11 protein-coding genes are annotated in these 16293 nt (G+C 46.7%); 10 read left to right on the top strand and 1 reads right to left on the bottom strand.

Annotated elements, in window-relative coordinates; translation table 11 throughout:
* Positions 1-10: 10 nt before the first annotated feature.
* A complete protein-coding gene (locus tag RSJ68_02235) occupies positions 11-4249 on the bottom strand; it encodes a DUF6531 domain-containing protein (protein ID WNU97600.1) in 4239 nt (1412 codons plus the stop codon).
* 374 nt (positions 4250-4623) lie between these two features.
* On the opposite strand from RSJ68_02235, the gene tagF reads away from it, so the two are divergent.
* The 10 genes from tagF (at position 4624) to tssH (ending at position 16210) form a co-directional block, all read left to right on the top strand.
* Positions 4624-5175 (top strand): type VI secretion system-associated protein TagF, encoded by a 552-nt coding sequence (tagF, locus tag RSJ68_02230; GenBank protein WNU97599.1) that lies wholly within the window; start codon positions 4624-4626, stop codon positions 5173-5175.
* Positions 5176-5179: 4 nt separating this feature from the next.
* Positions 5180-6247, top strand: a complete 1068-nt coding sequence (tssA, locus tag RSJ68_02225) for a type VI secretion system protein TssA (protein ID WNU97598.1) — start codon at positions 5180-5182, stop codon at positions 6245-6247.
* A gap of 68 nt (positions 6248-6315) precedes the next feature.
* Complete coding sequence (tssB, locus tag RSJ68_02220; GenBank protein ID WNU97597.1) at positions 6316-6834, top strand: type VI secretion system contractile sheath small subunit; 519 nt, start codon at positions 6316-6318, stop codon at positions 6832-6834.
* Positions 6835-6867: 33 nt separating this feature from the next.
* Positions 6868-8367: a type VI secretion system contractile sheath large subunit gene (gene tssC / locus RSJ68_02215; GenBank protein WNU97596.1), complete on the top strand. Its 1500-nt coding sequence runs from the start codon at positions 6868-6870 to the stop codon at positions 8365-8367.
* 88 nt (positions 8368-8455) lie between these two features.
* The gene (locus RSJ68_02210) at positions 8456-8938 is read left to right on the top strand and encodes a type VI secretion system tube protein Hcp (GenBank protein WNU97595.1); all 483 of its coding nucleotides are present in this window, start codon (positions 8456-8458) and stop codon (positions 8936-8938) included.
* 159 nt (positions 8939-9097) lie between these two features.
* On the top strand, positions 9098-9913 hold the full coding sequence (locus RSJ68_02205; protein WNU97594.1) for a type VI secretion system accessory protein TagJ: 816 nt from the start codon (positions 9098-9100) through the stop codon (positions 9911-9913).
* A gap of 33 nt (positions 9914-9946) precedes the next feature.
* Positions 9947-10459 carry a type VI secretion system baseplate subunit TssE gene (tssE, locus tag RSJ68_02200; protein WNU97593.1) on the top strand — a complete coding sequence of 171 codons (513 nt, stop codon included), beginning with the start codon at positions 9947-9949 and terminating at the stop codon, positions 10457-10459.
* A complete protein-coding gene (locus RSJ68_02195) occupies positions 10456-12432 on the top strand; it encodes a type VI secretion system baseplate subunit TssF (protein ID WNU97592.1) in 1977 nt (658 codons plus the stop codon). Before tssE ends, RSJ68_02195 begins: the two co-directional genes overlap by 4 nt.
* Positions 12429-13469: a type VI secretion system baseplate subunit TssG gene (tssG, locus tag RSJ68_02190; protein ID WNU97591.1), complete on the top strand. Its 1041-nt coding sequence runs from the start codon at positions 12429-12431 to the stop codon at positions 13467-13469. The genes RSJ68_02195 and tssG overlap by 4 nt, the downstream gene beginning before the upstream one ends.
* 89 nt (positions 13470-13558) lie before the next feature.
* Complete coding sequence (tssH, locus tag RSJ68_02185) at positions 13559-16210, top strand: type VI secretion system ATPase TssH (GenBank protein ID WNU97590.1); 2652 nt, start codon at positions 13559-13561, stop codon at positions 16208-16210.
* Positions 16211-16293 lie beyond the last annotated feature (83 nt).

Below are 16293 nucleotides of genomic sequence, written 5' to 3'. Positions count from 1 at the left end.
AGTTTCCTTTCTATTTCAATCGGATAATTTCAGATAATTCATCTACTTTAATTAGGGATGTCCCATCTCTAACATAAATACCCCCAGAATTTCTAATCCTTAATTCTTTAGCACGTTGTGCCGTCTTAGACGCAGTCAAACTAGTTACTTCCTGAGCATGCCCACCACCATTTTTACCAGCTCCTTTTATAACAAAATCAAGCTTACGAGACTCACCTGTTACGGGATCTCTAACAATTTCGCCCTTTTTATTTCTCAAGTGTTTCTGACTCAATATACGGTCAGCTCCATATTGGGCATCTAAGTCTTTTTTATGTAAGGCTTCGCGAGCATCACCATCTTTTTTATTTTGGATACACTCCCCTTTACCCGCGCTTTTCTTCTTGGATTTCGGTCCAGGTTTTTTCCTAAATGTTCCGTTTTTTCTATGGCCATAAATTTTTAAACCAAGTGGATCGATAAAATCCAATACTTGATTACCAAATGAATATAAATTATCTCCACCAAACAACCCAATCGGGTCTTGGTTAATGAAACGCCCAGCCTCTGGCTCGTAATACCGCATCAGGTTGTAATGCAGTCCGGTCTCTTCATCGAAGTATTGGTTTTGCAATCTGAACGGCTGATGCGCATTCTTGTAAACCCGTTCATCCTTTTTCAGACGACCCCAAGCGGTGTATTCGCCGTACCATAAGAGATTGCCGTGGATGTCGGTCATCTCGCGCGGTATGCCGATTTGGTCGTTGTGGAAATAGGCGAGGTATTGTTTGCCGTCTTTGGCGTTGTCAAAGACTTGCGCCAGCGGTTCGTAGCTGTCTTGGTCGGTGTAGATATAGGTGTAGCTGCCTTTGTAGGTGTACTCCTGAAGTAATCGTGTTCCGTCCCAGACGAAGTGGGTGCGTTTCGGATCGGTACTCGTCCAGGCAAGTTTGTCTTGGCGTTCTTTGGAGAGGCGTCTGCCGAACGGGTCGTAGGCGTATGTCCAGATCTCGGTATTGCCGGCGGGCTTTTTGATTTCGGCGCGGACGAGTTGGTTTTCTAAATCGTATTGGTAATATTGGTTTTCACCGTCGGGCAGCTGGCGGTAGATCAGGTTGCCCAATGCGTCGTAGGTGTATTCGATGCCGTTGTATTCTTTGAGGCGGTTGCCGCTGACAGGGTTAGGGTTGGCAGGTGATTTCAGACGACCTTGAGTTTTGGGGTCGTCTGAAATCGGAGCGGTCGCTTTGCCCTCTCCCACGGGAGAGGGAGTAGATGTTGGGATGTCGAGGATGTTGTGGGCGGGGTCGAAGGCGAAGGTTTCGCTGCGGCCGGTTTGGCTGTTGCGGGCTTCTTGAATGCGTCCGATTTTGTCGTAAACGTAATGGAGGACGCCGCTTCTTTGGTCGGCGCTTTGAATCAGGTTGCCGGCTTTGTCGTAGGCGTAGCGGCGGTTGACGGCGCCGCCGGCCAACGGGTTTTGTTTGCCGCGGGGTGTTTGTGTGCCGCTCCGGACGGTACGCTGGCTTTTCAGACGACCCATGGGGTCGTAGTCGTACAGGCTGCTGATGCTGCCCTGCGTCCTTTGGATTTCGCGGTGCAGTTTGTCGCGTTCGATGTCGGTTATGACTTCGCCGTCGAGGCTGATTTGGTGCAGGTGTCCGCTGCCGTAGTACAGGTAATCGATATGGCGGCCGTCGGGCAGGATGGTGCGGATGCGGTTGCCCAACGGGTCGTATCGGTAGCCTACGGTGGCACTTTGGCCGTTGTGGACGGTGGTTTCGCCGATGAGGCGGTCGAGTTCGTCGTAGGCAAGTTCGACGCTGCTGTGTCGGTTGCGGGCTTTGGTCAGGTTGCCGGTAATGGGGTCGTAGTCGAAACGGGTGCGGCTGATGCCTTCGTCTTTGCTTTGTCCGTTTTTGTGGGACACTTTGCGGCTTTGTTTTTGGATCAGTTGGCCGAGAATGTTGCGTTTGAATCGGTGGATGTGCCAAGTCTCGGGACGGTCTTTCAGACGGCCTTCATTATGACTTTGGCCGTATTCGGTCTGTTGAACCAGTTGTCCGGCGGCATCGTAGCCGTAGGCGGTGATTTTGCCGTCCCAGCCGGTTTCTTGGATCAAGTTGTCGGTCGGGTCGTAATCGAGACGGTAGGTTTCGCCGTTTTCATTGGTGAGGACGGTCAAACGGCGGGCTTTGTCGTAGGCGTAGGCGAAGGTATGGCCCAACGCGTTGGTGCGTTTGAGCGGCAGTCCGTCCACTGCGAGTTCGTAGGCGGTTTTGGCGCCGAGTCCGTCGATGTAGGCGGTCAGTCGGTTGAGGCGGTCGTATTCGAAGGTTTCGTGACTGCCGTCGGGATAGTCGGTACGGACGGGGTTGCCCGCTGCGTCGTAATGGTGGCGGGTGATATGGCCCAGTGCATCGGTAACGGTTTCGAGATCGCCGTATTCGGTGTAACCGAAACGGGTGGTTTCGCCGGTACAGTCGGTAAAGCAGACGAGTTGGTCGAGGGTGTCGTAGTGTAGGTGTCGGGTTTTGCCTAAGGCGTCGGTAATGGTTTCGGGCAGCCATTGGGCGTTGTAGCCGTAGCTGGTGGTGTAACCGGCGGGGTCGGTGATGCTGACGAGGTTGCCGCGTCCGTCGTAGGTGTAGGCGGTAATCCTGCCTGCGGGATCGTTGACGGCAACCGGCAGGTTGAGGGTTTCGTGGTAGTCGATTTGGGTGCTGCTGCCGTCCGGCGCGGTGATGGCGATGACGTTGCCTTCGGTATCGTAGAGATAGCGGGTTTCGCGTCCGAGCGGGTCGCGTTCTACGGTGATGCGGCCGTAGCTGTCGCGTTCGCTGTCGCTGCGCTGTCCGTCGGCGTCGATGCGGTAGACGAGTTCGCGGTTTTCGTCGAAACCATACACTTCCGTCCGTCCCAATGCGTCGGTAACGACGGTATGGTCTTTACGGTAGTCGAACGTCCATTCTTCGCCGAGGTTGTTGCTGCTCTTGAGCACTTTGCCGTCGGTGTCATAACGGTCGTATTCGTAGCGGGACACCAGTCCGTCGGGCTGGCTGTGTTCGACCATGATGTGGTTGCGGTAGGCGAAACCGCGCAGTTTTTTGCCGTCGCGTCCGTAAACGGCGGTCAAATCGCCGTAGCCGTCGTAGTCGTAGCGCACCAGTTCCTTACCATTGAAGATGACGGAAGTGAGGCGGTTGTCGTAGAAACGCTCGTCTTCGGAAACGAAGACGTCCCGTTCTCCGGCCGGGTCGAAGTCGGGATCGTTGTCGTTCAGACGGATGGAGGAGAATACGGGTCGGAAGTGTCGGCCGCTGCCGTCGTAGATGCTGTGCGGCAGTCCGTTGTCGTCGTAGCAGAGGCGGATATGGCGGCCGTTGCGGTCGAGTTGTGCGACCAGTTGGTAAATGCCGCAGCCGGAATCGACTTCGGCAAACAGTAGCCGTGCGCCGCCGTCGGGGGAGGCGATTTGGTAGAGGTCGTCTGAAATCTGTGAAAAGAAGATTTGTTCGTAAGGATCGAAATAGGCGTCATCCAGACCGTAGGGATCTTCTTCGGCGGAAGCAGGTCTTGGGGCAGCCTCTTCTTCATATAAATCGTCTTCATCGTCGTCGGCTGCGGAATAAGGCTCGTCCGCTTCGTCGCTGATATCCGGCAACGGAATTTCCCTGCCCTGTTCATCAATATAAAGGAATCCGTCGGCAGTACGGACAAGACGCATGGAGAACGGCAGCGACCAACCCTGCCCCAACCAGCCGTTGCCTATTTGGTCGGAATAGTAGCTGCGCTGCCAAACGAGGGGAAGTGGGGAATCGAAAGCAAAGTCGGTCTCGGTATCGTCAAATAGGACTTTGATACCGAGCACTGCATTTACAGGGTTACCAACATTTGTGGCAGCAGCTACCTTACAAGGAATACAGTGGCCATGACCTGAGGTAACTATCCCACCATCGAAGCCCATACCCATGCCGCCGCTAAAACCGCTGACCATTTTACGGGAAGGGGGTTTGGGGCCCGGTTGACCGGGTATCATAGACGCAAGAGAAACCAAATCAGATATGGCATCAACTGCATCGGCTGCAGCAGAATCAGGCGCAACTATGGAAAGGGCAGTGGAAGCAACATCGGCAACCATTTCTATCACATCCACCGGCCCGGCTGCATTGGTCAGCGGCTCAGGTGGATTGGCAGAGCCTTGAGACACCATGGCTGGTGCGGCTGGTTTAGGAATGAGAACACCAAAAGTGTTACCGAAAGAGGCCATGCACTTACTCCCTCCGTCGAGATTCTATTGCTTTTGAAATTAAAAACTAAGATATTTTAGAGACTTAAGACACTAAGTCAAAATAATTCTGACTGTTTCGAAATAGCATTACAACAAAATTATAACAAATAACAAACTGTAAATACATTGTATCTTAAGATACTAAATTTACAATAAATGTTCCGTAAATATACTAATAACATAAAATATTTACCTTACTTATTATTTTAGCGAATAAAAAATATATTAATACATAAACCAAAATTATGGTAAAGTATATATACAGCAGGCATATTGGATATGTTTGAGGCAGCATAACCAATACCTTAAGTAACTTTATCTTTTGTTAATTTTACATCATGTGATTGTTATTTATGCGGCAAATAGAAACCTACTTTTTCGGAAAGCTAAATCAATCTCGTGATTTTATTGTTTCTGAAAATCTCCAAGCTAACGATAAAAATTTTTGGGATGGATGGTTTGATCGTTGCACCAACCAAGATAAGTTAATTCCATTTATCCGAAAGGCGTTTTTCGCATCTCGTATTTGGCTGTTTTGTATTAAACTGCCTGACAACATTACCTATACTGGTATAACAGCCCTTAGTTCGGACCAAACAGGTCGGCAATATCCCTTTGTATTATTTCAAAAGCTTTATACTCCTTCCGAACAGTTAAAATCTATTAATTTTTTTTACAAAAATATAGATTTTTTTAACCAAACATTGATTAATGGTAAATGTGTTTTAAAAGATTGCTTAGATACAATTCACAAACCTAGCAATCCATTATCTGAATCTTTCCTCATTTTTTTATCCAAAACAGATAACATCGGTAGCTTTTGGATGGAATGCGAAAGTGGTAACCATATAGAAAGAGACGGGGAGCCGACATGTTCCCTGTTCAATAAAATATTTGGATTATAAGTAAATGAGTACATTTCCCCTATGGGCTGAACCAATTTCCGCCGACACCCCTGAAGGGGTAAATATTGAATACGATAGCCGCTTTTTAGAACTTCAAAGTGCAGCGGAAGGAAAGCCGGAAAGACAATATGGCGACACCATCATCCCTGCGGAAGAACCTGATTGGGTTACAGTAGAGAAGCTATGCAATCAACTGCTGGCTGAATCAAAAGACCTCCATGTTTTAGCCTATTACACACAGGCTCTTACCGCAAAACACGGGTTGGTTGGCTTTTGCACCGGCTGCGAGGCCATCAAAACCAATGTGGATTTATATTGGAAATCCCTATATCCCAAACTCGAAGATGAGGACGGCGAACCCGACCCGTTTTATCGAATCAATGCATTAAGTGCATTCACGACACTTGATGGCATCGCCAAAGAAGTATTTTCAGCCAAGTTATTAGTAAACGGTCTGACCCAACAGCCTATTACCGTCAAAGAAGCAGTTTCTGTCTTGCAAGGCAATGATCCGCAAAGCTATCCGGGTGGTAAAGAGCGATTGATGCTCGACATCAGGGTAAGCGCTGACACCGGCAAACCGGAATTGATTGCCTTGATCCAAGCATTGGATTATCTGAAAGATATTCAAAACACTTTCTCAACGCAGCTGCAAGACGAACATTCGCTTAATTTCGAGGTGATTCAAAAGCCGCTTACCCTCATTCACAAAGCCGTCAATTACAAGGATGGAAGCACCCCGCAGCTGCAACAGGCAGAACAAACAGAACAGCCTGTTGAAACATCCGTTTCGACCGTTGCCCAAGAGCCATCAACCCTGCAAGAAGCGGATGCTTGGCGTCGTCTGAATATCAAAAATCGTGCTGATGTCGATTTGGCTTTGGAAAAAATCTGCATTTACTTTGAAACGCTGGAACCCAGCCACCCTGCCCCACTATTTATCCGCAGGGTACAGCGGCAAATGAATATGAACTTCTACGACATCATGAAAGATATCAGTCCTGAAAGCATTGCCAATCTGGAAGTTTTGATCGGGAAGCAGGACGAAGAAACGGGAACTTCCAACGAATAAGCTAGTCTATCCGCAATATTTAAAGTTCGTTTAAATAAACAACTTTTATCATTTAAAGGTCATTGAATATGTCACGAAACAAATCATCCGGACAAAAATTTATTGCCCGCAACCGGGCGCCTCGCGTACAGATTGAGTACGATGTAGAACTTTACGGTTCTGAGAAAAAAATTGAGCTTCCATTCGTTATGGGTGTGATGGCAGATTTGGTCGGTAAACCCGTAGAGCCGCTACCTGAATTAGCCGAACGTAAATTTTTGGAAATTGACGTAGATAATTTCGATGAACGCATGAAAGCCCTCAAACCGCGTGTCGCATTTAATGTCAAAAACACGCTTACCGGGGAAGGCAACTTGAATGTAGAGCTTGAATTGGAAAGCATGGATGATTTCTCTCCGGCAGCAATAGCCAAAAAAGTAGGTCCTTTAAACGAACTCCTGCAAGCGCGTACAGAGCTTGCCAACCTGCTTTCATATATGGATGGTAAGAGCGGTGCTGAAGAATTAATCGGAAAAGTCTTGGGAGACAGTGAGCTGCTGAAAAGCCTTGCAGCCGCACCTAAAGCAACAACCAAAGACGAGCAGTAATTTCAGATGAAATCAATAAAGTGAGCGTGAATCATGATTGAAAAGCAATTAGACATCCAAGGGGACGGCGGCGCGAAAAGTGTGTTTGCCGCAAATGAATTTGAACAGCTGCTGCAAAAAGAATTCAAACCCAAAACTGAAGAAGCCAAAAGTGCTGTCAATAATGCCGTAGCGACACTGGCACAGCAAGCTTTGCAAAACGCCATTACTATTTCAGACGACACTTATCAAACCATCGAAGCGATTATTGCAGAGATCGACAGAAAACTTTCCGAACAGATCAATTTGATTCTGCATCATGAAGATTTCCAAAAGCTGGAAGGCGAATGGCGCGGCCTGCATCATTTGGTTACCAATACCGAAACTGATACTTTGTTGAAAATCAAAGTATTGCCCATCTCCAAAAAAGAAGTTGCACGTAACTTAAAACGCTTCAAAGGTACCGCTTGGGATCAAAGCCCCCTATTCAAACGTATTTATGAAGAAGAATACGGCCAGTTTGGTGGCGAGCCTTTCGGCTGTTTGATTGGCGACTACTATTTTGATCACTCTGCACCCGATGTGGAAATGCTCAATAGCCTTGAAAAAATTGCCGCCGCCGCACACTGTCCGTTCATCGCCGGCGCATCCCCCAAACTGATGCAGATGGAATCTTGGCAAGAGTTGGCCAATCCTCGTGATTTGAGCAAAATTTTCCAAAATGCCGAATATGCCCCATGGCGCAGCCTGCGTGATTCCGAAGATTCGCGTTATATCGGTTTGGCTCTGCCACGTTTCTTATCCCGTCTGCCTTACGGTGCCACAACGAACCCTGTTGATGAGTTTGACTTCGAAGAAGAAACTGAAGGCGCGGATCACAACAAATACACATGGGCTAATGCGGCTTATGCAATGGCGGTAAATATTAACCGTTCATTCAAATACTATGGTTGGTGTACCTCAATCCGCGGCGTGGAATCCGGCGGTATCGTTGAAAACCTTCCCTGCCACACATTCCCGACGGATGACGGAGGCGTGGATATGAAATGTCCAACCGAAATCGCCATCAGTGACCGCCGCGAGGCCGAATTGGCAGCATTGGGATTCATGCCGTTGATTCACCGTAAAAATACCGACTTGGCCGCGTTTATTGGTGCTCAATCGCTGCATAAACCGTCTGAATATTATGATCCTGATGCTACCGCCAACGCCCGTTTGTCTGCACGTCTGCCTTACCTGTTTGCGTGCTGTCGTTTCGCGCACTATCTGAAATGTATCGTACGCGACAAAGTCGGTTCGTTCCGCGAGCGTGAAGACATGGAACGTTGGTTAAACGAATGGATTATGAATTATGTAGATGGAGACCCGATTAACTCCACTCAAGAAACAAAAGCCCGTAAACCGTTGGCCGCTGCTGAAGTGGTTGTGGAAGAAGTTGAAGACAATCCCGGATATTACACTTCCAAATTCTTCCTGCGCCCGCACTACCAACTCGAAGGCCTTACCGTTTCATTGCGCTTGGTTTCCAAACTGCCTTCGGCTAAACAGGAATAGTCGGGTTTGGTTTATTTAGGTGGGCATGTTCATGCCCTGTTGTTAAATCCCTTAATTTTTTTAACCTTTTAACAAGGAGAGTAAAAACATGGCTATTGATATGTTCATGAAAGTTGAAGGTGTTAACGGAGAATCAAAAGATTCCAACCACAAAGACTGGACCAACATCGAAAGTTTTGACTGGGGTGCCGAGCAACCCGGTTCGATGACCAGCGGTGGTGGCGGTGGTGCCGGTAAAGTCAATTTCAATGACTTGACCGTAGTTGCCGCTATTGATAAAGCCGCTCCGACCATTCTGAAAAACTGTGCTACCGGCCAACACTTGAGCAAAGTAGAAATTTCCGTATGCAAAGCCGGTGGCGAACAAATCGAATATTCGCGCACCACTTTGGAAGATGTCTTGGTAACCGGCGTGAAATTCATCGGTGTACAAAACAGCGATGAGCTGAAAATGCGTTACTCATTCCAAGCTGCCAAAGTGAAAAACCAATATTGGGAACAAACCGATAAAGGTTCTAAAGGCGCTGAAGTTCAAATGGCCTTCAACATCAAAGAAAACAAATCCGCATAACCACTATGCGCATTTAACTGCAGAAGCCTGGCTTAAAAGGCGTTTTAAGTCAGGTTTTATTACAATAAATTTACTTTTCAGACGACCTCTTTCCTCCTGAAAAGTTAATCGGGTTTCGACTATTACACACTTTATACAAATAAATAAGGAGTTGCTGGGATGGATTTGAAGACTAAATTAACGGACATGATTGAGCTTGTACGTTCAAATCCTGACAATCAGGAACATCGTTTGGCATTGATTCAATACCTCTGTCTGAGTGCCAAATGGGAACAGGCTTTAAAGCAAATCGGGCAATACCAAAAACTGTTTCCCGATACTCAAAAGCCCCTGATGCTCTACCTTATTGAAAACATTTCTGCTGAAATGCATCGCCAGGCAGTTTTGGAAACACAGCAGAAACCTAAAACTCTGGAACAGCACGCAAGCAAACTCGATATTCTTCAAAAACAACTCTCTTTAGTTGCTCATGTTGCAGAGAAAAAAAGCTCTGCTCTCACTGCCGACTACGAAGCCTTATCCGACTGTATCGACGGTACACCAGCGCACATCACTTATATTCTGGCAGATAAATCGGTTGCTGAAACCGACAGCGACTGGATTATGGACGGCGATGTACGTACTGCTTTTGTTTATGAATTCTTCTATCAAGGCCACTACTATTGGCAAACTTGGGACTCTATTGAAAGTATAGCTTTCAAAGCACCAAGCTCGTTGCTCGACATCATCTGGAGGTCGTCTGAAATCAAATTTACCGACGGCGAATGCATCCAATGTACCAGTCCTGCCCGCTATGCCGTTTTGCCGGATGCAGAAACCGAATGGTCGGATATGTTGATGAACTGTTCGCAAACAGACTGGATAGAAGTAGCCGAACAGCTCTTTACAGGCATGGGTCAAAAAACCCTGTATACCGACAGCCATGATTTTGGTCTCTTGGATATTCGCAATATTAAATTCGGACAACAGCGTTAAACCTTATCCATCCTCCGACTCTCGCAATCCATCATGTCGCAATTCAGAAACCAACTGCTGCCTTCTTTGTTTGACAGACTGACAGATGAAGAGCCGCGCAAAAAAAAAGAGGCACGCCCCGATCAGGTCATCAATCTTGACCAATATCGGCAGGCAGTGCTGCGCGATATTCTTTACTTGCTGAATACCTGCAACATGCAAGTGGAAACCATGGAGAAAGATCTGCCTGTTAATGTGCGCTCGTCCACACTCAATTACGGCATTCCGCCCCTGTCGGGAGTGAATTTCTCCGACATAGAATGGCAGGATGTAGAACAAAATATCAAACAAGCCATCATCGATTTCGAACCACGCCTCGAAAGCAAAACCCTGCAAGTTATCGTGAATACCGTAGACGATGATGATGATGCTTTACACAACAAACTTATTATTGAAGTCAAAGGTTACCTGAAACTCAATCCTTATCCCAAAGAGTTCCTGCTACGAACCAGTATGGATGTTGAGACCGGGTTGTTTGACTTGTTAGATGGGGGAAATAGGTCTTGAATAACAAATTATTGTCTTACTACAATAAAGAACTGACCTTCCTGAAGGAAATGGGCAGGGAATTTGCACAGCAATATCCCAAAATCGCCTCCCGATTGGCACTGGATACAACCGACATCCCCGACCCTTATGTTGAAAGGTTATTGGAAGGTGTAAGCTTTCTCACTGCCCGCACCCAACTCAAGCTGGATGCGGAATATCCCCGTTTCGTACAAAGAATCTTGGAAGTCGTTTACCCCGACTTCATCAATCAGAAACCGGCAGCAGCGATTGTCAATTTGGAACCTACCGGTCAATACAACGCCGACGTGATCAATCTACTGGAACGTGGCAGAGTATTGCGCTCATTACCCATCGACGAATTCAAGGTAAGTTGCCCGTTTTCCGTAACCAAAACCACTGAAATCCTACCTTTACGCATAGAAAAAGCCAAATATACCGATTCGCTCGGCTATTTACCAAGTACGCTTCCCGCGCTCAAGGCATCTGCCGGGAAAAAAGTGCAATCTGCCTTGCGTTTGGACTTCTCACTCAGCGTACCTGGCGCATGTTCGGAAATGTTGCCGGATGAATTGTCTGTGTTTTTAGGTACGGAACTTTCTAAATCATCTGCACTGCTGTTTTTACTGGCTTCCGAATGCGTGGGCGTCGTTTGCCACAGTTATGAGAACCCCAAACAATGGTATTACCCGTTGTCCTCCAAACCGGAACATCGGGGATTTCGGGAAGATGAAGCCTTATCGTTTAATTTGGACAAATCCGTCAGCGCATTCCGGATTATGCAGGAATACGCGCGCCTGCCGGAAAAATTCCTGTTTGTCGCTCAAAAAGATATCAAACAGGCTGTCCATCAGGCTGAGAATGACGGACATTTGCCCAAAGTACCCGAACATTTGGAAGAAATCGTAAACGATAAGGGTGTCAATAAAAAAATCATTACCTACCGCAAACGTTATTTCAGTCTTTCATTTTTATTCAGCAACAAAATACCTGAATTGACAGAATTGATCAGTGTAGAGGATTTTTCCGTTAATGCGGTGCCTGTGGTAAATCTATTCAGAAAAAAAAGCTCCCGCTTCCCTGTAAATATCCAAGACCAGGAACACCACGTCATCATCGACCGTACACAACCTTTAAATTATGAAATCTACGCCATCGAACAAGTAAAAGGTTTTGACACCAACAACCGTCAAACCGTTGCATTTTCACCGATGTACAAATCACCGGATATGGGGCTCTTCCCCGAAGCCCAAACTCAGCATGCTTATTTTTCAGCACGGCGTTCAGACAGAGTCCCATCGGAAAATTCTGTCAAAAATGGCTTCCGTTCTTCCTACTTGGGCAGCGAAGTGTTTTTGTCTCTGTCCGACAATCGAGATTACGCTTTCAATTCCGGCATACAGCATCTTTCCGTAGATGCCTGGTGTACCAGCAGGGATTTACCGCTGATGATGCCGCGCGACGGAGAGTCCGATTTCCTGATTGAAGGTTTCCTGCCGGTTAACTCTATTAAGCTGATTTCTAAGTTAACACGTCCTCAAGCAGCTGTGAGTGAGGATCGGACACTTTGGTCGTTTTTAAACCAATTAAGCTTGAACTATCTGTCATTGTTAAACATCGATCAGGAAGATACGCCCGTCACCTTAAAAGAGCTTTTAATGGTGTTTGTTTCTTCTGAAAATGATTTGCTGAAAAAACAGATTGAGTCGATTACACGTGTTGAGACCTCCACCGTGAACAAGGTGGTCCGTCATTACGGAGTTGCAGCGCCTGTTCGAGGCATCAAAATCACGGTTACGCTGGATGAAGCGCAATTGGGCGGTATCCATCCCTTCCTGTTCGGCTCGGTTTTGAACCATTACTTCCAACGTTTGGTGTCAATTAACTCATTCATACAGCTTCAAATTGACACGCTCCAACAAGGACATATGGCTACTTGGCCGACTGCTGTTGGAGAGAGGGTAATCGTATGAGTCGGGTTAACGCTCAAACAGATTTTGGCGACGCATTGGACGATACATGGGATGAAAAACTGACGGGCTTTTTAAACAAAGTTGCCTCCCAGCCCTATAAATACGATTATTTTTCACTCTTGCGCCAGCTTGAGTCCGTCAAATTTGTTACCGGCGGGAAATTATTGGGCAAAGCCGTCAGCCCGAAAATGGAAAAAATAAGGATTCGCCAAGAGCCATCGCTTATTTTTGCTCCCCGCAACATCCAATCGGTTGCCTTATCGCCGCGTTATGTGGAAATTTCCATTAATGGATTCGGTTTGTTTGGCCCATCCGGCCCCCTGCCCCTGCATTTGACCGAATATGCCTATGAGCGTCAACACCAACACGGCGACCGGACATGGACCGGTTTTGCCAATATGTTGCAACACCGTCTGGCTGTCTTGTTCTATCGGGCATGGGCCAACGCTCAGAGCATTATTTCTTTAGATAAAAATGCTGAAGACCGTTTCGGGAAATATATCGTCAGCTTTAATGGGCTGGATACACCGGCCATACATAACAAAGGCTTAATCCACGAATTTGCCAAGCGTTATTTTGCCGGCCTGCTGATGAAGCAAAGCCGTTCAGCAGCCAATCTTCAGCAATTACTCAACCGTTATTTCAAAGTCCCCGTTACCATTCAAACCAATGTCGGGTATTGGGTTGAGGTTGCGGAAGAAAAAACACAAATCGGCATCATGGGTAACTATACGCTGGGAGATGGCCTGCTGCTGGGCGACAAGCTTTACGATGTTCAAAGCAAATTCCGCATTATTATCGGTCCGCTTACCCTACCCGCTTACCGATCATTCTTCAAAGACGGTATCAATACCGCCCGCCTACGGGAGTGGGTAAGGTTGTTTGCCGCAGATGAATATGAATGGGATATACAGCCTGTTTTAATGCAAAAAGAAGTACCGCTCATGGACTTAGGCGGACAAACACAACTCGGCTTAACAACTTGGCTGGGAAATGTTTCCCGTGACGCCGAAGACTTGATCGTCAGCAACCATTAAACAGCTTTTTCAGACGGCCCCTTTGTTGAGAAAAGCTTCTTTCAAACTGTTTTTAGACATACTTGGAATAACTTAATTAAGGACACATCATGTCAAACATCAGCCGCAGCGTATTATTTGGCAAGTTGAATACCACCTTGTATAAAACTCTGGAAAATGCCTACACCTTCTGCCGTCTTCGTGAAAACAGCTACGTTGAGTTGGTTCACTGGCTTCATTCTCTGCTGCAAACCGAAAAAACCGATATCTTCTGCCTGATCAACAGTTTTAATTTAGACGAAGCCAAAGTCCGAAAAGATGTATTGACAGCGGTTGAAAAACTTCCTGCAGGTTCTACTGCCGTTATCGATTTTTCCGAACATATCCAAACCCTTGTCGAGCAAACTTGGACATACAGCTCGCTCAAATTCGGTACCGACAAAATCCGTACTGCTCATATTTTCTACACCATGCTTGAAAATAAGACGTTGCAGAGCATTTTGGCCAATATTTCATCCGAGTTCCTCAAAATCAAAACTGAAACATTGGTGAACAATATTATCGCGATTACTGCAAACTCTGAAGAAAATCTTGATGTTACCCAAAATGCTTTATCTTCGGAGCCTAACGCTACCCACAAAGAAAGTGCCTTGGCCAAATACGGCAGCAATCTCACTGAAAAAGCCAAAAATGGCGAAATAGATCCCCTGACAGGTCGCGATACCGAAATCAGACAAATGATTGACATCCTGATGCGCCGCCGTCAAAACAATCCGATTCTCACAGGTGAGGCCGGTGTCGGTAAGACAGCCGTCGTCGAAGCATTGGCATTGCGTCTGGCGGCCGGAGATGTTCCGCCCGGATTGAAAGACGTTCAATTAATCCTGCTGGATATCGGTTTACTCAAAGCAGGTGCCAGCGTCAGCGGAGAATTTGAATCACGACTCAGAGCGGTTATGGACGAAGTAGAATCCAGCCCGACCCCCATTGTGCTCTTTATCGACGAAATCCATACCTTGATTGGTGCAGGCGGGGCAGCCGGTACGGGCGATGCAGCCAACCTGCTCAAACCTGCGCTCGCCCGAGGCAAACTGCGTACCATCGGCGCGACAACATGGGCAGAGTACAAAAAATACTTTGAGAAAGACCCTGCCCTGACCCGCCGTTTCCAAGTGGTGCAAGTGGATGAGCCCGACGAAAACAAAGCCATCAACATGCTTAGAGCATTAAACGCTTCTTTGGAAAAACACCATAACGTGATTATTCTCGATGAAGCAATTCAGGCAGCTGTGAAACTTTCCCATCGCTACATCCCTGCACGCCAACTTCCCGATAAAGCTGTCGGCTTGATTGATACCGCTTGCGCGCGTGTTGCTGTCAGCCAGCATGCTGTTCCTGGCAGTATTGAATTTTTGCGGAAGAAATCCGAGGCATTAAAACTTGAACAAGCAAATTTGGAACGTGAGAAAAAACTCAGTTTCGATTCTGAAACACGGATAACCAATATCGGCAAAGAATTAACTGAAGTTGAAGGTCGTCTGAAAAAATTAGAAGACAGATGGAAATCTGAAGCAGACTTGGTTACTGGGCTGTTAGAAGTACGTGAACAAATCATGCAAGCGGAAGAAGGAACGGCTGAGAAAGAAACCAAGCAGCTGCATACCCGCCAAAAAGAGTTGGTTAACAAACTGAAAAAACTGCAAGGCATCCAACCGCTGGTTATGCCCTTAGTGGACAGTCGCACCGTTGCCGACGTTGTAGCTGACTGGACAGGTATTCCCGTTGGCAAAATGATGAAAGACGAAGTTGAGGCCGTCTTGCAACTTGCCGATACTTTAAACAAACGCATCATTGGCCAACGTCACGGTTTGGATGCAATCGCCCGTCGTATCCAAACATCACGTGCGAATCTGGATAACCCCAACAAACCTATCGGTGTTTTCATGTTGGCAGGTCCTTCAGGCGTGGGTAAAACCGAAACAGCATTGGCTCTGGCTGATACATTGTATGGCGGTGAACAAAACGTAATTACCATCAATATGAGCGAATATCAGGAAGCTCATACCGTATCCACCCTGAAAGGCGCGCCTCCGGGCTATGTCGGTTATGGTGAAGGCGGCGTACTGACTGAAGCCGTACGACGCAAACCTTATAGCGTCATCTTGCTTGATGAAGTAGAAAAAGCACATCCGGATGTGCATGAAATCTTTTTCCAAGTATTCGACAAAGGCTGGATGGAAGATGGTGAAGGCCGTTATATCGATTTCAAAAATACCATCATTATCCTGACTACCAATGTAGGTACGGATTTGATTATGGATATGTGTGATGACCCTGAAATGCTGCCTACTCCGGAAGGTTTAAACAAAGCCTTGCGTGCTCCCATGCTGAAAACTTTCCCTGCCGCGCTACTAGGTCGCATGCAAGTGATTCCCTACTATCCGTTATCCGACGATATGCTCTCAAAAATTGTGGAATTACAATTAAGCCGTATCGTAGACCGAATTAAAGATAACCACGGTATCGACCTTCACTACACGCCAGAAGTGCTCAAGCTGATTACTTCGCGCTGCACAGAAGTTGAGTCAGGTGGCCGCATGATTGATGCGATTCTGACCAATACAGTTTTACCGCAAATCAGTCGTGAACTGCTTACTTGTGCAACTCAAGGCAAACAAGTTTTAAATGTAAATATTGATGTAAGTAACCATGACTTTACTTATCAATATAAATATAACCCCCGCAAGAAAAATACTTTATAATTTTAGAAAATATTAAAAAAATTTAGTCTTTCAAATTAATTATAACGAACCTATTTATTTCCCTAGTAGTTATATATTGTATG

Source organism: Neisseria sp. DTU_2020_1000833_1_SI_GRL_NUU_006 (genome assembly GCA_032388755.1).
In the GTDB taxonomy this organism is placed as follows: Bacteria; Pseudomonadota; Gammaproteobacteria; order Burkholderiales; family Neisseriaceae; genus Neisseria; species Neisseria sicca_C.
This window is presented reverse-complemented; position numbering and strand designations above follow the sequence as displayed.

Coding starts and splice junctions, on each gene's coding strand:
- RSJ68_02205 (WNU97594.1), top strand. CDS start 9,098: ATGGATTTGAAGACTAAATTAACGGACATGATTGAGCTTGTACGTTCA.
- tssE (WNU97593.1), top strand. CDS start 9,947: ATGTCGCAATTCAGAAACCAACTGCTGCCTTCTTTGTTTGACAGACTG.
- tssB (WNU97597.1), top strand. CDS start 6,316: ATGTCACGAAACAAATCATCCGGACAAAAATTTATTGCCCGCAACCGG.
- tagF (WNU97599.1), top strand. CDS start 4,624: ATGCGGCAAATAGAAACCTACTTTTTCGGAAAGCTAAATCAATCTCGT.
- tssC (WNU97596.1), top strand. CDS start 6,868: ATGATTGAAAAGCAATTAGACATCCAAGGGGACGGCGGCGCGAAAAGT.
- RSJ68_02210 (WNU97595.1), top strand. CDS start 8,456: ATGGCTATTGATATGTTCATGAAAGTTGAAGGTGTTAACGGAGAATCA.
- tssH (WNU97590.1), top strand. CDS start 13,559: ATGTCAAACATCAGCCGCAGCGTATTATTTGGCAAGTTGAATACCACC.
- tssA (WNU97598.1), top strand. CDS start 5,180: ATGAGTACATTTCCCCTATGGGCTGAACCAATTTCCGCCGACACCCCT.
- tssG (WNU97591.1), top strand. CDS start 12,429: ATGAGTCGGGTTAACGCTCAAACAGATTTTGGCGACGCATTGGACGAT.
- RSJ68_02235 (WNU97600.1), bottom strand. CDS start 4,249: ATGGCCTCTTTCGGTAACACTTTTGGTGTTCTCATTCCTAAACCAGCC.